Below are 21,488 nucleotides of genomic sequence, written 5' to 3'. Positions count from 1 at the left end.
GCGGTTACTGCGTCATCAGGATATAGACTTCGTGTTCGATTGCAGAGATAGCGATTGGTGTGAGCTTCTGCTGAGTCAGCTGCTGGTTGAACTGCACCAGAGCGCCTTGCTTGAGGGCAGCCCATTGCTTGAGCCGAAGCGCAGAGGCGGCGTTGGCTTCGGAGTACACCTGCATGACCTGCGATGGGATGGGACGGTCGGAGCTTTCGGCGGCGTTGAGCGCGGAGGTGATCTCGGAGTTCGCCTGCTCGAGTCCGAGGCTCCCGCCGGCGCCCTCGGTGATTTGGTCTATGGAGGCGAGCAATGCCTTTTGCATCTGGGCGAGTTGCGGATTGATGAAGGAGTTCTTTCCAAGTTGCGTCTTCACTGAGTCGATCTCGGCGAGAGCCCGGCGGGTTTGCAGTGATGTCGAGAAAATCTTGTAGGCTGTGGTCAAGTTTTGCTGGAGTTCGGCGGTCGTAGCCTGGATGCGCGGGTCCATCGTGATGTTGAGTTGTTGAGGCTTCAACGGTTTCCCATCGACGCTCAGTTGCACTGTGTAGATGCCTGGCGCGACTTTGGGCCCACGTGGAATGCTGCCTTCTCCATCGTCTGGCTCGTCGCTTTCCTGAACGCCTGAGGTGCCCCAGGCGAGATTCCAGATGAAACGGTGATGTCCAGGCGTGGTTTCGAGACGCTGCGGGACGGGAAACCAGCGATCGGCGATCGGGAGATCCATGTGCGAGGGCTGCGCCGGGATCGCCGAGGAGACGTGGCGGACGAGCTTGTGCGACTGGTCGTAGATGTTGAGGTCGAGCGACTTAGTCTCGGCGGGTAGGTAGTAGTCGAGGATAGCGCCGGCGGGCGGGTTCTCAGCCGTGGGCTCCTCAGGCGGCAGCGGCGTGCCCGGAAAGGCGTCGTTGTCGATGCGGAAGGTAACTTCGGGCTTGTACAGGAAGGGTGTGGCGCTTGCCGCGTGAGCTGCGGCCTGACGGAGCGGGGTGATGTCGTCGAGAATCCAGAAGGAGCGGCCGTGGGTCGCGATGACGAGGTCGTCGCCGTGAATGACCATGTCGCGTATGGAGGTGACGGGCAGGTTCATCTGCAGCGGCAGCCAACGGCCACCGTCGTCGAACGAGACGTAGATGCCGAACTCGGTTCCGGCGTAGAGCAGGCCCTTCTGCTTCGGATCTTCACGCACAGCGATGACGAACGCCGGGTCGCTGAGTCCGGCTGTGATGGGCTGCCAGGTTTTGCCATAATCGGCGGTCTTGAAGAGGTAGGGGGTGCGGTCGTCGACTCGGTAGCGGTTGACTGCCGCGTAGGCCACGGCAGGATTGAAGTGCGAGGGCTCGATGAGCGAGATGCGCGCCCACAGCATGGACGGGGTCTTCGTGGCCGCGGGAGTCACGTCTTTCCAGGATGCGCCGCCATCCCGTGTGACCGAGATGACGCCGGTGTCGCTGCCGGCCCAGATTAAGTTCTTGTCGAGATAGGAGGGCGCAACCGTCGCAAGCGTGCCGTAGCCGAGAGCGATAGCATTTTCGAGCGTGGGCGCGGGCGGTGATCCGACGGAGTTTCCGGCAGAAGGATTGCCCGGCTCGGCGATCGCCGAAGTCCGCACAGTCGTCTTGCCGCCAGTGAGATCAGGGCTGATCTGCTGCCAGTGAAGCCCGCCATCGGTAGTGCGCAGGACGTACTGCGCGCCCAGGTAGAGGCTGGTCTTATCGGCGGGCGAGAAGACCAGCGGAGGAGTCCACGGGTCCCGATATTTGCGCTGGTCGATCTCTGTGCCGAAGATGGGCACAGGCCATGGCGACACGTCCTGCGAGAGCGAGACGAGCTTGTCCCAACGCTGCACGGTGCCATAGCTCCCGCTGACGTAGATAATGTCTGAATTCTTCGGATCGACGGCGAAGTAGCCGCTTTCGCTGCCGCTCGCTGGGAACCAGTCGCGCGGTGTGATCTGACCGTGGTCAGTACGGCTGAGGACTCCTGCACCGCCGCTATCCTGCTGCGCGCCGTAGACGGTGTAGGGGAACTTGTCGTCGGTGATGACGTGGTACATCTGCGCGGTGGGCTGGTTGTACCAGGTAGTCCACGAGTTCCCTTTGTCGACACTGATGGAGGTGCCCTGGTCGGTGGCGAGCAGGAGCCGCGAGCTGTCCTTTGGGTCGACCCAAAGCTCGTGGTAGTCGTCCCCGCCGGGAGCCCCGCGAACCACGGTGAAGGTTTTGCCGCCGTCGATCGAGCCCATCAAGGCGACGTTAGGAACGTAGACGGTGTTGGGGTCATTCGGATCGATCGTGATGCGATTGAAGTACCAGGCCCGGCTGGTCAGGCGAGCGTCGGAGCTGGCAAGCGTCCAGCTTGCGCCGCCATCGGAGCTGACGTAGAGCCCGGCTTTCGCGGCTTCGATGAGAGCATAGACGCGCTGGCCATCGGAGCTGACCGCCACGCCGACGCGGCCCCACTTGCCGTCCGGCAAGCCCTTGCCGGTGCAAGTCTGCCAGGTCTGTCCGGCGTCGATGGAGCGATAGAGTCCGCTGCCATCGCCCGCCAGTGGGGCGTAGGTGCTCCAGGGCGGCCGATGCGCGTTCCAGAGCGAGGCGAACAGCTCATTCGGTTTACCCGCAGCAATGGCCAGGTCTGCCACGCCAAGCTCCGGACCTTTGTCCAGAATGTGCTGCCACGTCCCACCCCCATCGGTCGATTTGTACACGCCGCGTTCGGGATTCGGGCCGTAGACATGGCCAAGCGCGCCGACGTAGACGATGTCGGGGTCGTTGGGATCAACGACGATCTTCGCGATCTGTCTTGTCTCTTTGAGTCCGATGAACTTCCAGGTTTTGCCGCCGTCGATCGACTTGTAAACGCCCTCCCCAGAGGCGAGGTCCGAGCGGATGTCCGTCTCGCCTGTACCGGCGTAGAGGACCTGCGGGTTCGACGGCGCCATCGCGAGCGCCCCGATCGAGGCAACGGGCTGCCCGTCGAAGATCGGCTTCCAGGTGGTGCCTGCGTTGGTTGTCTTCCAAATGCCGCCATCGACTGCGCCGAAATAGAAGGTGGCGCCATCGCCCGGAATGCCGGACACGGCGACGGCCCGGCCCCCGCGGAACGGGCCGATCAGGCGCCAGTCCATGTCGCTGTACATCTGGGGCGAGACCGTCTGCCCAAGGGCCGGCATGACCGCGATAACGGAGGCGCCGGCTAGCAACGTCTTTAGCAGCCTTGAGGATGTAAGGTTCCTGCGTGCCATGGTCTTCTCCGCGAAAAATTGTCGTCTGCTCAGTCTTCGTCACCGCTTTGGGGCATGGTCTCCGGCCGCTGTTGCAGGTCGAGCTGCGAGAGATGAGCCGCCGTTAGTTGGCCGTTCAGCTTCGTAAGCGAAGCTTGCTTCCACTTGTTCCACTGACGCAAGGCCGCTTCGGTCTCTTCGCCTGCATGCGCCGCGGCCTTCTGCTGTGCGGCTGTCGGCGCGGCGTCCACCTGTCCCACCTGGTTGTAGAGTTCAGCGTCCTCACTCGAAATATCGTCGAGACCAGGAACTTCCTCACTGGCTGGCTTCATTGGCTTACCGTCGAGCAGCGTTTCGAGCTGTTGATCTGATTGCTTAAGCGACTCCTTGAGTTGGGCGGGGGCATCTTTCGTGAGCTTCGCAATCTGCTCGCGCAACGAATGCGCTTCGAGTGCAGCCTCAGCGCTCGAAGAGGTCAACGCTGCAAGCTTCGACTCGGTTGTGTGCACGGCAGTGAGGTCCGCAGGCGAGGCCTTCACGCGCGGATCCATCTTGAGAACGAAGGGGGACGTCAGTACCTTGCCGCCGGCGGTGAGACGAACGGTGTACGTGCCGGGCAGCGCCAGCACTCCCTGCGGTTCGCGCGGAGTGCGGTGCGGCACGGCAGAGATGGGATACTCATAGCTGGTCGCCGTGGGGGTGGTGGCACGCATATCCCACAACCAGCGATGCATGCCGGCTGAGGCAGGGAGCGCCTCGGGCATCTTCAGCCAGTAGAGCGGGATGAGCTGCTTCGCCAGTTGCTCGGGCGTCGCGTAGGGCGCGTCGGTACTGGCGTATTTACGCACCAGTTGGCCGTCTCTATCAAGAATCTCGAGGGTGACTGTTCCGCGAATGGAAGTGGGCAGCGAATAGTCGATAACGGCGCCATCTGGAGGATTCTCTCCCTGTGGCTCATCGATCGGTAAAGGTGTGTCTGTATTGGTGCTGCGCCGCACGCGGTACGCCGCACCGGGCTTGAAGAGCGTGACCGCATCGGGGTTGAAGCCGGCAAGCTGCCGCAGCGGGGAGATATCGTCGAGGATCCAGAACGAGCGGCCATGTGTTGCGACGATCAGGTCGTTTCCGTTCACGCCCAAGTCGCGCATCGATGTGTGCGGCAGATTGAGTTGCAGCGGCTGCCAGTGGTCTCCATCGTCGATCGAATACCAGACCGATGTCTCGGTTCCGGTGAAGAGCAGACCTTTGCAGATTGGATCCTCTCGCACCGTATCGACGGGTGAGCCATCGGGCAGTCCGGCGGCGATGGATTGCCAGGTGGCGCCGCCGTCGTGTGTGCGGAAGAGGTATGGTTGCAGGTCATCGACGCGCATACGGCTGACCGACACATACGCTGTCGCGTCGTCGAAGTGCGATGCCGAGATCTGCGTAACCTTGCTCCACGCGGCCAGCGAAGGCGGCGTGATGTTCTTCCAGTGTGCGCCATGGTCATGCGTCGACCAGACAAGCCCATCGTCGGTTCCTGCCCAAAGCACGTCGACGGACTTGAACGATGGCGCCAGCGAATAGATGGCGCCGCGGCGCTTGGCTTGATCTTTCTCCGGCAACGCGGGCAAAGAAGCCGGCTGGCCAGAGTGTTCACGGCTCAGATCCGGGCTGATCTTCCGCCACGTCTTCCCGTAGTCTTTTGTCTCGAAGAGCACACTAGTCGCGCTGAAGAGCAGATGCTGATCGACGGGCGAGAACAGGATGGGCTCGGTGCGGTCGGCGCGAATTTCCGGGTCGTGCGTCGGCAAAGGCGTCACATTCTGCACTTGGCCGGTGATCATGTTGTACTTTGAGACCTCGGTTCGCCCAGCCCCGTAGACGATCTCCGGATGCAGCGGGTCGGGTGCGACGTAGCCGTACTCAATGACCCCGGCCGGGTGCCAGTCACGGAAGGTGATGGTGCCGTCGTTGCTGCGGCTGGAGGTGCAGACTGAGCCGCTCTCCTGTTGGCCCGCACAGACAAGGTAGGGAAAGGTGTTGGTCACCGCGACATGATAAAGCTGGGCCGTCGGCTGGTTGTACCAGGAGCTCCAGCTCTCGCCGCGGTTGACGCTGACGAGTGCGCCCTGATCGCTGACGAGCAGGACGATTTCCGGATGCAGCGGGTTGATCCACAGGTTCTGGTAATCGTCGCCGCCGGGTGCGCCGCGCAGGCTCATCCAGGTGTGGCCCCCATCGGTTGAGCGTACGGTGACGATGCTGGCGCTGTAGACGACGTCGGCGTTCTTCGGGTCGACAGCTGGCTCAGGCAGGTCGCCACCGCCGATCTTCATCGCCGGCCGGGGGTCGTCGGTCACCTTGTACCAGTTTTCGCCGGCATCGTCTGAGCGATAGACTCCAAGGCCAGCGCCCGAGGCATACCCGCCTTGCTTAACCGTTGCGATCGTCGCGTACAAGCGCTTCTCGTCGCTGGGCGCGACCGCGATATGAGCCTGCACCAGGTTATCCGGAAGCCCCTTAGTCAGCGGCTTCCAGGTGTCGCCGCCGTCAGTCGATTTGAACAAGCCGCCGTGGGTGCCTTCATACCGATTGCCGTCTTCCCATGGGCCAAGCCGCGACTCCCACAAGGACGCGTAGAGGATGTTTGGGTTCGCCGGGTCGAGCACGATGTCGTCACCGCCCGTATTTGCGTCCTTGTAGAGAATCTTCTTCCAGGTGGCCCCGCCATCGGTGGAACGGAAGATGCCACGTTCCTCGTTGGGTCCATACGGATGCCCGAGTACAGCAGCGTAGACACGATTGGGATCGCGCGGATCGATGGCTAGCGCGGGAATCTGCTGACCTTCATGAAGCCCGAGGTGCTGCCAGGTCATGCCGGCATCCGCCGAACGGTAGATGCCGTCGCCGACTGAGAGGTCAGGCCGCTGCAACCCTTCGCCGCTGCCGACATAGACGATGTTGGAGTTGGAGGGCGCGACCGCGATGGCGCCGATCGACTGCGAGGGCTGTGCGTCGAAGATGGGCTGCCAGGTGCGGCCGTAGTCGGTTGACTTCCAGACGCCGCCATCCACCTGCCCGACATAGAAGACGTTCGGCTCGCCGGGAACGCCGGTAGCAGCGCGTGTGCGGCCGCCCCGGAACGGCCCGATCATGCGCCAGCGCATATCCGGAACGGTTTGGGCAAACAGGCTCAATGCGCCAACCCACAACGAAGCGAGACAAAGCGAAAGCAAAACGGCGGCACGGCGGCGACCCATCATGGAAGACCTTCGCAAAGAAGCTGGTTTCAGCCATCTTATACAAGTCTCCGTTTGGCCAAGCGTATCTCTTGCAGAATGGATTGGCCCGGTGATCTCCATGGTGCTAAAACCGTACCCATATTCGGAACCAACTGCGTGCAGGATCAGAGCCGCGGTATGAGAAATCTTTTACGTCTGGAGCCATGCTGAGCGTTGTCGGCTCCATCACACAAGCCTCCCAGAGGCCTCGCTCCTCCTGCTTGTACCAACCTCCATCGCCAAAACTCAAATCGAAATGGGCAAAAATTAGCCTACGTTATCCTCAGGGGACTTCCACCCACCTACCTTTCCATTGCAGGACTCGATCTGCCGGTGCAATAAGGCGATCACGGCATCAATGCGTAAGCCGGCCGAGAAGTGATCCTGTTACTTCGGAGTCGCTATACAGAACCATCCCAGCTCGGCGGCGTGCGCAAAATACTCCTGAATTTTAGCGGTCTGATCCTCTGCGGTATACGTGCCATCCTGAAAGGCTGATTCGAGAGCAGAACCGAGAGAGTTGCCGGACTGAAGAGAGGACAGCAAGAGAAAGGCTTCGCGATCAATGCGCCTATAGTAGACGGAGTTGTCGTAACGGTGGACTGCAAGATAGATGTCCTGACGGGGCAATTCCGGCAGGTCAGCCTCCGATGTTTGGCGCCGCTTGGAGATTGCGTTGCTCATGATGTCGCTGAGAGCGTTCTCCCTATGTACGGCGAGAACGAGCTCGTCCACGGGATATTTCAGATTGAGCAGTTGTAAATGCGGCTGGAGGCTAAGCCTTGTCTCGCCGTCGAAGCCCGCGAAATCCGCACCATTTACCGGGGGGATGGCCGCTCGATCGAACGCCTCCACGTAGGCCCACTCCAACCGTGCAATATCCACTGCCAGATCGTGGTTGCCGGAGGTGAACTCGGCGTGATCCTGAAGCCATTCCGGAAGCCTGGAGCCGAGGTCGCGGAGCGTAAAAGAGGACGAAGGGTTGTCGCGAAGGTACGCAAGCACCAACACATCGAAAGCGTCGCTTCCAAGAACCGCATTCAAAGCCGGGAAGTCTTCTGCGACCGCGGTGATGACCCGAAACCAGTACTGGCGGTTGTATATCTCAAGCCGGTCGAACGAGGACAAGCGCTCGTTCGGCTTGATGTAACCTTCGGCGATCGCCGCGATCGAACGTCCATCCTCAGTCGTCGTCTGCATTTGAAAATCAGGACTCAGAGGCCGCATAACGTCTTCCGCCATCCGGCGTTGCAACTCAAGCAGTGTCATGAGTGGACCACCTCATAGACTATCTGCGCTTCGGCTTGCGTAGCGGTCTCGGTTGGTTCCAGATACCTGTTTGCTTTCAACGCTTCCCCATGTACCTCATCAAAGGAAGGAATATTGTCGTCCCACTCGAGCAGAGTAGCGGTATGCCCCACACGCTCGATCGTGCGTTGGTACAGGCTCCAGACTGGATCCAGCACCGGGTGATCATGAGTGTCGAGGATGTACTTTTCAAACTTGGAATGCCCGGCGATATGGATTTGCGCAACGCGCTCGACGGGAACGCTGTTGACGTAATCGAAGGGGTTGAAAGTATGATTTTGCGAAGAGACGTAGATGTTGTTGACATCGAGGAGAATTCCGCAATCGGCTGCCTCGACTACCTCGTTGAGAAATTCCCACTCGGTCATCTGGGATTCGTTGAACTCCGCATAACTACTTACATTTTCGACAGCGATTGGAATCTCAAGGAAATCCTGGACCTGCCTGATCCTTGCCGCGGTTATCTTCACAGCTTCGAAGGTGTAGGGGATCGGTAAGAGGTCGTGCGTATAACGCCCATCCACGCTTCCCCAGCAAAGATGGTCAGAGAGCCACGGCGTCTTTGTCCGTCGTGTCAATTCTTTGAGACGTTTCAGATGCTCCCGGTTCAACGGTTGCGCACAGCCGAAATACATTGAAACCCCGTGCTGCACGACCCTGTATTGATCGAGGATGTCGTCGAGCACCTGCAGCGCCCTGCCACCGTCGACCATATAGTTCTCGGAGATAATCTCAAACCAGTCGACGACGGGCTTGTGTGAAAAAATGTGCTCGTAGTGCGGAACGCGTAGACCGATCCCGACCCCGTAGTCCGTGAACCCATTGAAGCGGTTGGCTGGCATGTGTCCCCTCCGAACACTTAAAGAAGGATAAACCTGGAGGCTTGATAGGAATCCAAGCCTCCAGACAACGCGACATGTTAAGCGGCCTTTGGCGGCTTGGAACCGTCGGTGGCGCAGCCGCCCTTGCCCTTGCAATCGTTCTTGCCGGCATTCTTGCCGCCGCCCTGCCCCTTACAGTCGTTCTGTCCTTTGCACGCATGCTTGGGCAGCGGCTTATCCTGGATCAGCAGAACGCCGGCGTGCGTGGACTGAACCGAACTGCCGTTAGACTCGGCCGTCTGAGCGTTCAAGCGAACGGTGGTGCCGCCAATCAAGCCTGCGAACGCAGCGGCCAAAGCGAGCGATTTCACTGAGTGATTCATGAGGTTAATCCTTTCATTGGTTGAGCCGCGCCTACCGGCGTGGGCATTGACGGTTGGCTGCGACTGAAATCGCAGCGACCGGAAAGCAATTAGGAGCGAGGGAGCCAATCATTCGTAACCCTCGTACTTTCCTGTGGGCTGCACATTGGAGTGCTCGAAGGGATAAAGGTTACGGCCACTCTGAGAGACGGGAAATACCTATAACTGTCTCCTAGGCGCAGTTCATGTCGATGCTGCGATTGCGATCCACAGGCTCGTGAGTGCGGTCGCAGACGCTCATTAGAGGCGACCCGCGCAGAGTTGACGAGCTTTCTAAACGGGTTGGAAACGCTAAATGTTCATGCCGACGGCAAGACAATCAAGATCCTCTGTAACAAATCATCAAGCAAGAACTCTAACTGAGCGTAACGGTAGGAAGTCGAGAAGATGTCACCTTCCGTGTATATGTTGGGCAGCTCAAGATCGCTCGACGCGATAACGCCCGAATTTGAAAGAGGAAGTTATGAAGGCTTTGCTCGATTTGTATTTGCGATTTTCGGGCTGGATCTTGAAGCTTCAATCCCCGTTTCTCCTGGCTGTACGGCTCTATTGGGGATGGCAGTTTGCACAGTCGGGATGGGGGAAGTTGCACCACCTCGACAAAGTGACCGACTTTTTCACGAGCCTCAACCTGCCGGCCCCGGGACTTACGGCGCACTTCGTATCAGGCCTCGAGTTTGTCGGTGGCATTTTACTCATTTTAGGATTGGGTTCGAGACTAATCGGACTCGTACTCACCGTAAACATGCTGGTTGCATATTGGACCGCGGACAAGGAGGCATTGCTCTCAGTGTTTTCCGACCCCGGAAAGTTTTACGTTGCGGATCCATACACATTTCTCTTTGCTTCCGCCATGGTGCTGGTGTTTGGTGCAGGAATATTTTCTCTCGATGCGTTGCTCGCAAAACGTTGGAACGTAGGTACAGCCAAGTGATGGTTAATACCGCCCAGGTTGTTGACGACATGCAGATCATAGCTTCCATCGTGAGTGGAGAGACCCACCTCTTTCAAGATCTAACTCGACCCTATGAGCGAAGTGTCTACGCGATGGTATTCTCCATGCTCCAGGACAAGGCCGACACAGAAGATGCCGCGCAGGAGGCATTCCTCAAAGCCTCCGGAACCTGGGCAGACGTAGAGAACTTGAGTGTGAATGAATCGGCAGAGGCTATCGACATCTCCGCAGCTCCGTTAAAGTCAGATTTCACCGCGCCCGAATGATGTTACAAAAAGCACTTGCACCACATTTGAAACAAGTCAATCCTAAGCGGAGGTGGTTCCCTTGGTTATAGCCTGCAAGCAAGTCTGGGAATACATCTCTGCTTACCTCGACAATAACCTGAAAGCTTCAGAACGAAACAAAGTCCAGCTGCATCTGGAACACTGTGAGATTTGCTCTGCAGTTCTGGATTCCACTCGAAATATTCTGATCCTCACCGCTGACGAACGAGTCTTCGAGCTGCCATTGGGTTTCGGGGAGCGGCTGCACGTACGCCTCGAGGAGGAGATACAACGTTTGGCATGACGAAGGCGGATCTCGATCCGGCAAGGCAGCACTCTTCAAGCGTTCCAGGAGCGGTATTCAGAGATACCGAGCCGAGACATCTCGTTTGTTGCTGTCTCTTCGCACATACCCTGATCATTCCTTGTCACCCCGAAAGAAGCATAGCTGTTGATTCCCGTACTGTGGGACAACGGCAACAGCGCACCCGGTCTCTGAGCTAAACCGTAATCCCAAGGAGGTTCAGGAGCAATCTGGTGATGTGGAGAGATCTGATCCAAACACGATCCTTGTCGCCATCTTGGATCTTAGGGTAGAACCGACGGCGATTGTTGTAGGGAGAGATAGCGATGGTAAGACGATCACTGTTGGTTCTGGTGTTGTCAGCGCTATTGGCTCCCCGCAGCTTTACGGGTGAGGAGCAAGTTAAAGAGGCGAAAATGCCTTTCTCCCGTAGCTCTGATCGAATGACCGGCGTGACGCAAGTCCTGTCAATTGGTGGCGCGACGATCGAGGTCGATCTCGTCCCGGGAAACATGGACGTCCAGCCGTCACAACTCCTCTCCTGGATCGAGCGGGGTGCCCGCGCGGTGACCGTCTACTACGGTAGATTCCCGGTTCAGAGGGTGTGTGTTCAAGTAATTCCCGACTCCGGTCAGGAGAACTCTATTCACGGTACAACTTGGAGAAACGTCGGTGGCTTCCAGGGATTCATACGCATGCGCATCGGTCGCCATGTGACCGAGCGAGATCTGGCCGACGACTGGACCATGACCCACGAATTTGTCCATACGGCCCTTTCGTCGTTGCCAGACAGCCAGAGTTGGATGGAGGAAGGCCTGGCGACATATGTCGAGCCGATCGCGCGCGCTCAAGCCGGACAACTACCCGTCCGGCAGGTGTGGGCGGGCATGATCCTGGGCATGTGGCAAGGACAGCCTCACCGAGGGGATCTCGGTCTGGATCAGACTCACAGCTGGGGCCGCACCTACTGGGGAGGGGCGATGTTTTGCCTCGTCGCCGATGTTGAGATTCGCCGAAAGACAGAAAACCGCAAGGGGCTGCAGAACGCGCTACGCGCTATCGTCGCCACTGGTGGAACGATCGACAAACAGTGGCCTCTGTTGAAGGTCCTCGGGATCGGCGACAAGGCGACGGGAACAACGGTTCTTGTTGACATGTACAACCAGTGGAAGAACAGGCCGATCACAGTTGATCTTGAGGAGCTATGGCTGGAGCTGGGAATTCGACGATCCGGAACGGACGGAGTGGTTCTCGCGCCTCGGGCGTCACTATCAGCAATCAGAGCCGCGATCACCACCCGGCCTGGGCTGGATTAAAGAGTGAACCGATCAGATCGAGTGATGCAGATGGAAATGGATTGTCAACTCGGCAAACACCAGAAGCAGGGTGAGAACCGCAAGCGCGATCTGGATTGTTTCAGCTCGTTTCTTCGCTGATGTGACGGGTCGGACTCTCCATCGCGATGAAGGCCGGCCACGCAGCGAGCGAATGCGCCAAATAACATAGAGGTTCACGAGAGACCCGGCGATTGCCAGCAATTCCATTGGAATTCGAATGAAATCTCCGTGGATGGAGGCCAGAACCTCAGCTCCAGTCGCGGCAGCCGCAAGCGAGCCTATGCCTATCAGGAGACGAAGGCCGCTAAGTGCAGTGACAGCCGTGCAAGCACTTTGCAACAGGATGAAGAACAAGCTGGTAACGCCGATAACCCAGGAACGACCCTGGTGAGTGACCTGCGGGGTTGCGTCGACCGATGATTCCCGCTTAAGCACGTTGATTTAGACAACAGAACGGCTGCAAAGGTTACGGCCCTCCTCGATTTCTAATGATTGCTCCTTTTTGGTAACCTTCTCTCGGACTACGACTCTCATTGACCACAACCATCCCGATCTCTGACTGGAGCAAGGTACCATGACGTCTTAATAGCAGAGCGGAAACATACGGACCCCGAATCAACAATTATCAGGGCGAAACATAGACGACGGCGGTAGTCTCCGAAACTTTCTCATAGATACAGTCGCATTTTGGGGGCCCTCTGGCTCAACGGATGAAAGGGCAAAAGCCGACATGACGAGACACTCCTCTTATACAAGGACAATCCGACAAGCCAGCTCGGCAAGTTACAACGTCGTGCTTAATTTGGTTTGTGGCGAATAAAACCACACACGCTCATCGAAGAGCTTGAAGGGTTAAGAGCCTACGTCAGATCGACCGTTGAATGAGAAGCTGGGATTGTTCAAACGAAGTCAGGCTCGAACAATCCCAGAAGCAGTCTTTCGATCAATCTAGCCTTTGGACGATCGGGCAATTAATGGAGAAACCCGCGCTGCCGAACGGTGCTGTAGCAGAAGCTCCGGTGATCAAGCCGTCTTGCGCGTAGGTGAGAATCTGGAACTCTTCACGAAGTTGCTGGCGATACCCCTTGGAAATGGCCTCGTCAGTCCACGTATACAAGTTCGCGTCCCAGGCCGGGCTGTAATCGAGAGCGATTGTCGGAATCCCTCCCAATGTGTTGTTCGGTCTGTGACCATCGTTCAGGTCGGCTGACAACCCCTGACGTCGAGGATTTTCGCACCCTTCAACGCCGTTAGTGGCGATGAAGATGCGCTCAATCGGGCTAGCAAAGCTGTCGTCATTACCCAGAAGCAGTTTACCCATCAACGGAGCGTAGGTGTTGTGCTCGATCGCGGCAGCTAGCGGGATGCTGGCGTCCATGGAGATGTACCAAACCGGGCGGCCGAAGCTGAAACCGTTAATCAGGTTCAGGGTAACGGTCATGTTAATAGGATCGATGGCCACAACCTGGTCATGAACCTTGGTATAGTCCACGTGGCCCTTGGGGAAGTTGATCTGGCTGGCATCGACGTCGTACGCGACCATAGGAGCGTTGTAGATTACGCCCTGGGCATTGCTGATGCTGACGTAAGGGCTATAGTTCGCATCCCCGGTCTCGCCGGGCACGGCGGACTTGGGAGGAAATTCCGCTCCCTCGGGTCCGGGCACGATATTGCGAACCGGCGCGAAGTTGACAGTGCCTTTATCGAACACAATGTTTCCTTCCGCATCCAAGTTGCCGGTCCTCGCTGCCGCGTTGATGAAGTTAAGCTTCGCGGAATAGTTCAGACCGAGTTCTTGGGCAACCCCTTGATCGGAAACGTCCGTAAGGACATACCAAGCGGTCTTGCCGGTGCTCTTTACTTTTCCCTTGTAAAGCGGAATGGTGATCGTTCCAGCTGTCGCATCGACCTGTCCGGTATTAAGCAGTTGCACGGGGCCGACAAGGCTTGGGTTTACTGTGGAGGGGGAAGGGCCGAAATAAGAGAGCCCCACGTCTGTGCCGACGGATGCGGGCGCGGGGAACAAGTCGCAGCCAGGATGACCGAGATCGCGCGGTCCGGCTCCGGGACCTTGTTCCGAGTTGACCCAATCCGCCGGCTCAACGACGTCTATCGCAACCGAGTTCGCGACCGGACGCTTTGCGAGAACATGCACGGCCATCGCCTCCGGTGACACCGGCGGTCTCGCCGCCACAACATTCTGCGCCGATACGGTTGGAGATAAAACGCTGCTCATCATCGTGGCGCTGGCCAGAATGAAGAGCTTTGTGGAGGAATAGATGCGTGAGCGAAGAGCAATCACATTAAGGTCTCTTCCGCTAGGGGAAGACCCACGAAATGCAGGAACCATCGTCGTACTCCTTATTGTTCAGGGCTACACCACCAAGTATCTTTACGCCTGTCGGTGCGCCCATATAGGAGTTTTCGGCGCGCATTTAGTTACATGGCTTAGCTACTATATCTAACATTCAATTTCCCGTTGATTATCACTGGAATGAAGCAAATATATATGCCTTAGGCCGGTAACCAATCATGCGTCAATGGGTCAAACAAATGGGCTGCGCCACCACACGGCGCAGCCCATTGGTTTTTCGCGTTGCACCTGCCCTCATCAATAAACCGTACGATTGCGTTGAAACTGCTCACGACGCTCAATGAGTAGCAGAAGATGGAATAATCCCTTGATAGCAGACGTCAAAGACGAAGACGATCCTCATTCAACGCGATCTCATCGAGCTTTTGGAGTGATTCCGTTGGCGAACTTCGACAAGTTCAGCTTGCGGCTTCATCTCAACAGCTCGCTACAACACGACCCAGGGACAGGGTGTTGCAGATGTGTGCTTAACTCCGGGATATCTTTGCTGAGGCGGTCGACCAAGACTTCCTCTCAAAAGATCCTGCGCGCAAAGCGAAGGTTTCAACGCAACTGCGAGAGACCGACACGACAACTCTGACACGGGATCAGCTCCGCCGCGCTCTCTTGGAACTCGACCGCGAGATCGTATTTTGAGGTTGGGCCAGATACGGTCGAATTTGCCGGAAAGAGCGGCGGAGGTCGTGCGGCGCAAGACGCGGAATATTCATACTGCGGCGCCCCTCTTGACGACGTGCCAGACCGTTTCTCGGGTACGCCCCCAGAGTTTACCCGCCTGACAGACACATCGGAATAGCGGACCGCTTTCGATGCCGGGCGCCGCTAACCAGGTATCGAGGGATTCCTACACCCAATTCGGTAGAAGGACAATCCGTAGGTGGTTTCCTTTGCCGACCAGGTCCACATTGGCCCAGCGTTCCTCGCGACGCTGCAAGCTTTCGACGGCGAGTTCCGCAAGTGCGCGGCGACGCAGCCGGCAACCGAGCAGGATCGCCAGAATCGCTCGACTTCTGCTGCGTTAAGCGGCTTTTCCAGCAAACCGTTTCGGAGAACAGCCCACCGCTCTGGTGAACGATGTGCTGAACGCGCTCGGCGACTGAAATCCTACGGCCAGCGCAATCTCGACGATGCTTCGTCTTCCGCGTCGCAGTTCATCCTTGGCCACGGCCATCCGCCAATTCATCAGGTATTCAATCGGTCCAACTCCCAACACGTCCTTGAAGCGTGTTGCAAAACCCGACCTCGACACGCCGCACAAACGCGCCAGCTCCGCTACGCTCCAGGCGCGCGCAATCTCGCCATGCATGGCTAGAAGCGCATTTGCAATGGCAGGATCGAGCAGGCCGGCAATCAACCCTGTGGAGCGATCATCCACCTTCGGCGTCTCACGCCGCAGCATCTCCACCAGGATCAGCTCCATCAACCGCGCGATAAGAAACTCGCTCCCCGGCCCCGGCTGCAAGGTCTCCATCTCATTCAATCTCAGCAACGAGCGCACGCGCCACGACGAAGTATCGTCCGCCGCAACGTGCAGCAGCGACGGCAATAGCTCCCACAGCAAGCTCTCATTCGCCGTATCGAAAACAAACCGGCCCCCGCGCAGCGTAACCGGCGACTCCGTGCCTTCGCCAAGTTGCAGCGAGACACTCTTCGCGGCCGCTACCAACTCTTCGCTGTCTTCCGGCACCATCAACGGATCTGAGGTAAGCACAAACGGCGTCGAGGTATGAATCAGCACGAAGTCGTCCTGCCGTAGTAGAACCGGTGAAAATTGAGGCCGGAGCAAGTGACACTCGCCCCGCTCCACGCGGCAGAAAAGCAAATCGTCGCGCTTCCGAAACGCCAGCCCCCATCGGCCAAAGCCTTCAATTTTCGACCACAATGTGGCTCGGGGTCGAAGCAGTTGCACCACATCGAGAAACGGATCCATTCCTCTAGAATGCCGCGATTTTTGGGTTTTCAGTAAATAAATTTGGGGTTTCAGCTATCGACCGTACAGAAGCCACAGCCTACCTTAGGGACAGAAGGAGAACCACCATGACCAATCTAGAAGCCTTGCACGTCTACCGAAGATATGTGGAAACTTGGAAGCCGATTTCCGACGCGCAGCGAAAGAGCATTCTCTCGGAGGTCTTCGACGAGAATGTGGAATATCTCGTGCCGGAGTACGTCGGGGGTACGAGTGCAGCAATCGAAGATATGGAACGCTTCCAGAAGCAGTATCCCGGCGCCCACTTTGACATCGAAAACGTCTCCACGCATCACGCGGTTGCGCTCTTCAAGTGGGTGCTCATTCTGCCGGAGGGAAAGGTTACGGTGAAAGGCCATGATTGCATTCGCTTCTCGCCGGCCGGCAAAATCGAAAGCCTGCTCACGTTTGGTCCAGCATCCCCGAAGTCATGACCCAGCACGCCCGTAGCGAAGCTGCTGCGGGCTTGTTCGCCGCCATCGCCTTTCTCGTTTTCATCCTTGAAAAGCATCGACTTCTACTGCTGATCTGTTCCGCCCTCCCTGCGCAAATGAAGCTCCCGAGGGTAAGTCAGAGACTCGGACACTAGCCGGTTACGGACGCATGCCTGCGCCGACCAAGACATCCACGTCCTGCTTACTTGTAAGTCATGGTTACTGACAATCTGAGAGAAATAAAACTTCATCGAACAACAATGCGTGTAGCTAGTCCGGACAGCCCATAGATCCAGGCTGCGAGCGAGACGACGGAGACAAGAGTCGTCATCGATACAGTGGACGCGATCATCATCTCCTCGCAGTGATACTCTCCCGCGAGAATGTAAACCGTCTTGGCCGTAGGCACGGCGGCGCAGATTACGGCCGCAATCGTGTAGAGGGGGTCTAGGCCCAGCCACACGCTTAATCCGTACACGATCAGAGGCATGATAAGGAGCTTGATGACCGCGATAACAGAGGCTGGCCCGATATTGGCTCGTAACCCATCAATCGACAGCCCCAAGCCAATGGCGAACAGTGCACAAGGCGTAAGCGCACCCGCAAGGATGCCAAGGTAGCCGGTAATCGGCCCAGGCAAGCGCAGATCAAAGACGGAGCAAAGCATGCCGATCAGGATTGATAAAACCATCGGGTTGAGCACGACATGCTTCACCATGCTCATCGGGTTCTTGCGTGGGTCGTGCGCATCCTGCTGACCGAGTTCGAGCAGGATCACGGCCGCCGGAAACATCACAACGGCGACGAATGCCGTGGCGATCGCTGCCGGCAGCACGGCACGCGGGCCATAGATGGCCTGCAACACGGGTAAGGCGACAAAGCCGGTGTTGGTCATCGATGCCGCCATGCCATACATCGTCCGGCTCGCAAGACTTCGGGAAATACGAATGCTCATGATGCCGAATACGAGGATGAAACAGAGGAGGGAGCCGCCGCCGAACGCAACGAGGAAGCGCCAATCGATCAGCGACCGGCTTGGTTCTTGTGCAATTGTGACTATCAGCAACGCCGGCATTGCGATGTTATATGCGAAGTGAATCAGAGCGTCAGCCAATGCTCGCGACAAATAGCCGGAATAACCGGCGATCCAGCCAGACAGGATTACGGCGAATACAGGGAGGACAAGATCTGCGATCCGCATGAAGGTATGTCCCAGGTCGATTGTAACGATTGCATGGACAACGAATGGCGGTCAAGAGCGCAAGCAATTACTGCCACTTGATGTCGAGCAGCACTGCAAAGCCTAATAGTCATCGAAGCGCTTAGCTTTTCACACAAGGATCATTCAGAGTTTCGGGATTCACAATATCCAGCTGCGAGGCCACACTGGGGGCATGGCCGGGATGAAAGCACCATCTGATAACATTTACCAGCCAAGCCGGTCTTAGGCAGCTTGGAACATCTGAGGAGATTGCTGGGTTTGGAGCTGGATTGACCATTCTCGCGGGCAAAGCTGCAAGGAGAACCTCAAGTATGTCACCGAAAGTCGATCTCTACGATAATGCGTATCGAAATCATGAGTCAGCGATCTATCGCGCGGTGCGCATTGAGACCTATGGCGAGGATTTCGGCCAAACGAGCTGGGTCACAACGCAAGAATCGAACGAAATCCCGCGACTGTTGGGACTGCGATCTGATTCCTTTGTGCTCGAGCTGGGGTGCGGGTCGGGGGGATATACGTTGCACCTTGGAGAAACAGTAGGCTGCCGGCTCATAGGGGTGGACATTAACCAACCGGGTGTCCGCAATGCGAACCTGCTCGCGCAGTCAAGAGGTCTTGCTTCCCGGGTGCATTTCGAATTGTGTGACGCTTCGAAGAGATTACCTTTTGACGACAACACATTTGACGCTGTGTTCTCGAATGACGTTCTATGCCATCTTCCGGGACGTCCCGAGGTGTTGGTTGAAATGTTTCGCGTACTAAAGCCCGGCGGACGCGTGCTGTTCAGTGACGCTCTGGTAGTCGGAGGAATTGTCTCTCACGAAGAGATCGCTACGCGTAGCTCGATCGGCTTTTACATGTACAGCCCGCCAGGAGAGAACGAACGCCTGATGGAGCGAGCGATGTTTCGAGATATCCGCGCAAAAGATACAACCGAGAGCGCGGCTCGGATCGCGAAGCGGTGGCATGACGCGCGGAAGAAAAGAGAAGATGAACTGGTCGCTGCCGAAGGCAGTGCTAACTTTGAGGGGCTGCAACGGTTCCTCTCCTGTGTTCATCTTCTGACGAACGAAAAGCGACTACTGAGATACCTGTATGTTGCGAATAAGGAGCATACACCACTGGGACACTCCGTTGTCCCGGCTCAATTTGTCAGTACAGACCAGCTATCTTGATGTACACGTCCGACAAGCCGGTCATACGGCAACTTGCCGGAGGTGTAGACTATCGGACGGTTCAACGAGTGAGTTGGCCTGTTATCGTCAGTTGAGCACGCGTGGCATTTTGCTTCGCAAACGATCCTATTTATAAGGGGTGTTTCAACTGTTTTCCGATGACAGGGATAGTTACCGTTTCTGTGTAAGGTTTTTCTAGGCACATCACGCTATCTGTCCATGGTGATATGTCAGAATGGTATTGCCAACGCAGATGTACCTCCGACTGGAGTCTGTCTTGCTCGATAGAGGCTTTCCGAAAATCTGTCCGCTCGCCATTATGCTTCTTGGAAGTTCCCTTTCGGCCCAGCAACTCCGTCTCACCCTCGACGTAGGTAAGGCCGGCACCCCTGTCAGCCCGACCCTCTACGGCCTCATGATCGAGGAAATCAACCACTCAATTGATGGCGGCCTCTATGCGGAGATGGTTCAGAACCGTGCCTTCCACAATGACTGGTCCGGGACAACGCCATGGGATCTGGTTCGGCGAGGCTCTTCGCAAGGCACCAGTGAACTCGATTTCACCTCCGGCCCATCCCAATCACTCTCCAGCAGCATGAAACTCTCGATCACCTCCGCGTCCCCCGAGAATGAAGTAGGGCTCACCAACCCTGGATATTGGGGCTTTGGCCTCAAGGCCGAAACCACCTACATCGGCTCATTCTATGCACATGTCGCCAGCGACAGTCCGGGCCCCATAACGATTAGGCTGATCAACAACCGTACCGGCGCCGTTCAGGCCAGCAGCACGGTCACCCCGCAGCCGGGCGGATGGGCTCAGTACCAGTACACACTCAAGACCGCGAAGATCGCCCCTTCCACCGATAACCATCTCGAACTCTCCGTCGCCCATCCGGGAACCGTTTGGCTCCAACTCGTCAGCCTCTTCCAGCCCACCTATCACGACCGTGCAAATGGCCTGCGCCCCGACCTCATGGGGATGATGGCCGACATGCATCCTGCATTCCTCCGCATGCCGGGTGGCAATTTTCTGGAAGGCAATACACTCGCCGACGCATATGACTGGAAGAAAACGATTGGCCCCATCGTCGATAGGGCTGGCCACAACGGGTCATGGTTCTACTGGTCCAGCGACGGCGTCGGGCTGCTTGACTACCTGACCTGGTGCGAAGATCTGCACATCGAACCGGTGCTCGCCGTGAACGCCGGCTACGCGCTCGACCATACTCATGTCACTCCGGGGCCAAACCTCGCGCCACTGGTTCAATCGGCGCTGGATGAAATTGAGTACGTTACCGGCGACACCTCGACCCATTGGGGTGCGGTTCGTGCAAAGGACGGTCACCCAACTCCATTCGTCCTGCACTACATCGAGATCGGCAACGAAGACTACCTCGACAAGTCTGGCAGTTACCCAGCGCGCTACGCGCAGTTTGCCCAAGCGCTCCACCAGAGATATCCGCAGTACAAGCTCATCGCTACCGATGGCAACGCCGAATACAGCACTCGAGTCGTCAGCCCCGAAGTCTCGGACGAGCATTACTATAAGTCGCCGTCTGACATGATGGATCTCGTTCACCACTACGATAACGCTCCTCGCGACGGCCCGAAGGTTTTCGTTGGCGAGTGGGCGACGCGTTCTGGCTCGCCGACGCCCAACTTTGGCGATGCGCTGGGCGATGCCGCCTGGATGACATCGCTTGAACGTAACAGCGATCTGATCGTGATGGCCGCCTACGCTCCTTTGTTCACCAACGTGAATCCCGGCGCCATGCTGTGGCCCACCGACCTCATCGGGTACGATGCCGGCACCGCGTACGGCTCTCCGAGCTATTATGCCCAGGCCCTCTTCGCCGGCCATCTCGGCGATACGACGATCGCGGCCAAACTCTCTCGCGAGGACGATCGGATCTTCGTCTCGGCGACGAAAGAGAGCAGCACGGGCACAGTGCATCTCAAGCTCGTCAACGCCCATAGCACCCCGGAAACCCTCGCCATCGCGGGTCTTCCCGGAGGGCATACGGCGGAAATCTCAAGTCTGCACGCAAGCACCTGGAATGACACAAATTCGATTACCGACCCTGCCCACATCCGCCCTGTCGTTTCTACTGTGCCGGTGAAAGTAGGCGAGTGGTCGCACACCATCCCTGCAAACACCATTGAGGTCCTCGATATACCATCGCGCTGATCCGGGACACCAATCGATAGTTGAGAAAGCCGCCTCCCTGTTCAGGTCGTTCTGATGTGGCGCCAAGCAAGTGACACTTTAGCGCAATTTCGGGCGGATCCACCGGGGGTCGTTTGTACGGCGATCAGAGGCGCTAACTCCCGGAGTGGTCCCATATCGCCAATTCACTCATTGACGGCCCGTACTTCCAAGTTGCCGTGTATTCAGCAAATCAAACACTTGTCGATCAC

16 protein-coding genes are annotated in these 21,488 nt (G+C 57.4%); 7 read left to right on the top strand and 9 right to left on the bottom strand.

The features are described 5' to 3' along the window. Positions 1-4: 4 nt before the first annotated feature. The 5 genes from ACPOL_RS33580 to ACPOL_RS15095 all read right to left on the bottom strand — a co-directional run bounded on the left by ACPOL_RS33580 (position 5) and on the right by ACPOL_RS15095 (position 8,995). Complete coding sequence (locus ACPOL_RS33580; protein WP_161557376.1) at positions 5-3,238, bottom strand: hypothetical protein; 3,234 nt, start codon at positions 3,236-3,238, stop codon at positions 5-7. A gap of 29 nt (positions 3,239-3,267) precedes the next feature. Continuing rightward, positions 3,268-6,465, bottom strand: a complete 3,198-nt coding sequence (locus ACPOL_RS15110) for a WD40/YVTN/BNR-like repeat-containing protein (RefSeq protein ID WP_114207785.1) — start codon at positions 6,463-6,465, stop codon at positions 3,268-3,270. Positions 6,466-6,870: 405 nt separating this feature from the next. Further along, complete coding sequence (locus ACPOL_RS15105; RefSeq protein WP_114207784.1) at positions 6,871-7,752, bottom strand: HvfC/BufC N-terminal domain-containing protein; 882 nt, start codon at positions 7,750-7,752, stop codon at positions 6,871-6,873. Continuing rightward, a complete protein-coding gene (gene bufB, locus ACPOL_RS15100) occupies positions 7,749-8,633 on the bottom strand; it encodes an MNIO family bufferin maturase (protein ID WP_114207783.1) in 885 nt (294 codons plus the stop codon). Before bufB ends, ACPOL_RS15105 begins: the two co-directional genes overlap by 4 nt. 77 nt (positions 8,634-8,710) lie before the next feature. Beyond that, positions 8,711-8,995, bottom strand: a complete 285-nt coding sequence (locus ACPOL_RS15095; protein ID WP_114210845.1) for a hypothetical protein — start codon at positions 8,993-8,995, stop codon at positions 8,711-8,713. A gap of 502 nt (positions 8,996-9,497) precedes the next feature. Here ACPOL_RS15095 and ACPOL_RS15090 point away from each other — a divergent pair. The 4 genes from ACPOL_RS15090 (at position 9,498) to ACPOL_RS15075 (ending at position 11,875) form a co-directional block, all read left to right on the top strand. Beyond that, on the top strand, positions 9,498-9,968 hold the full coding sequence (locus ACPOL_RS15090; RefSeq protein WP_114207782.1) for a DoxX family protein: 471 nt from the start codon (positions 9,498-9,500) through the stop codon (positions 9,966-9,968). After that, entirely contained in the window at positions 9,965-10,255 is a 291-nt protein-coding gene (locus tag ACPOL_RS15085) for an RNA polymerase sigma factor (RefSeq protein ID WP_236657492.1), read from the top strand. Before ACPOL_RS15090 ends, ACPOL_RS15085 begins: the two co-directional genes overlap by 4 nt. A gap of 52 nt (positions 10,256-10,307) precedes the next feature. Further along, on the top strand, positions 10,308-10,559 hold the full coding sequence (locus tag ACPOL_RS15080; RefSeq protein ID WP_236657491.1) for an anti-sigma factor family protein: 252 nt from the start codon (positions 10,308-10,310) through the stop codon (positions 10,557-10,559). Between the two features lie 326 nt (positions 10,560-10,885). Next, positions 10,886-11,875 carry a hypothetical protein gene (locus ACPOL_RS15075; RefSeq protein WP_114207780.1) on the top strand — a complete coding sequence of 330 codons (990 nt, stop codon included), beginning with the start codon at positions 10,886-10,888 and terminating at the stop codon, positions 11,873-11,875. A 12-nt stretch (positions 11,876-11,887) separates the two neighbouring features. Here the strand turns inward: ACPOL_RS15075 and ACPOL_RS15070 are convergent, their stop codons facing one another. The 3 genes from ACPOL_RS15070 to ACPOL_RS15060 all read right to left on the bottom strand — a co-directional run bounded on the left by ACPOL_RS15070 (position 11,888) and on the right by ACPOL_RS15060 (position 16,200). Continuing rightward, a complete protein-coding gene (locus ACPOL_RS15070; protein ID WP_114207779.1) occupies positions 11,888-12,331 on the bottom strand; it encodes a hypothetical protein in 444 nt (147 codons plus the stop codon). Positions 12,332-12,839: 508 nt separating this feature from the next. After that, the gene (locus tag ACPOL_RS15065) at positions 12,840-14,246 is read right to left on the bottom strand and encodes a DUF7482 domain-containing protein (protein WP_201759241.1); all 1,407 of its coding nucleotides are present in this window, start codon (positions 14,244-14,246) and stop codon (positions 12,840-12,842) included. A gap of 1,042 nt (positions 14,247-15,288) precedes the next feature. Then, a complete protein-coding gene (locus ACPOL_RS15060) occupies positions 15,289-16,200 on the bottom strand; it encodes a helix-turn-helix transcriptional regulator (protein ID WP_114207778.1) in 912 nt (303 codons plus the stop codon). 107 nt (positions 16,201-16,307) lie between these two features. Between ACPOL_RS15060 and ACPOL_RS15055 the strand changes: the two genes are divergently transcribed. Beyond that, a complete protein-coding gene (locus ACPOL_RS15055; RefSeq protein ID WP_114207777.1) occupies positions 16,308-16,673 on the top strand; it encodes a hypothetical protein in 366 nt (121 codons plus the stop codon). 247 nt (positions 16,674-16,920) lie between these two features. On the opposite strand, the gene ACPOL_RS15050 is transcribed toward ACPOL_RS15055, so the two are convergent. Next, complete coding sequence (locus ACPOL_RS15050; RefSeq protein WP_114207776.1) at positions 16,921-17,874, bottom strand: AEC family transporter; 954 nt, start codon at positions 17,872-17,874, stop codon at positions 16,921-16,923. Positions 17,875-18,206: 332 nt separating this feature from the next. On the opposite strand from ACPOL_RS15050, the gene ACPOL_RS15045 reads away from it, so the two are divergent. Together ACPOL_RS15045 and ACPOL_RS15040 are read left to right on the top strand one after the other, a co-directional pair. Continuing rightward, positions 18,207-19,070 (top strand): class I SAM-dependent methyltransferase, encoded by an 864-nt coding sequence (locus tag ACPOL_RS15045; protein WP_114207775.1) that lies wholly within the window; start codon positions 18,207-18,209, stop codon positions 19,068-19,070. Positions 19,071-19,305: 235 nt separating this feature from the next. Continuing rightward, positions 19,306-21,258, top strand: a complete 1,953-nt coding sequence (locus ACPOL_RS15040; protein WP_236657490.1) for an alpha-L-arabinofuranosidase C-terminal domain-containing protein — start codon at positions 19,306-19,308, stop codon at positions 21,256-21,258. The last annotated feature ends 230 nt before the right edge of the window (positions 21,259-21,488 follow it).

Origin of the sequence: Acidisarcina polymorpha (assembly GCF_003330725.1) — a bacterium.
Taxonomy (GTDB): Bacteria; Acidobacteriota; Terriglobia; order Terriglobales; family Acidobacteriaceae; genus Acidisarcina; species Acidisarcina polymorpha.
This window is presented reverse-complemented; position numbering and strand designations above follow the sequence as displayed.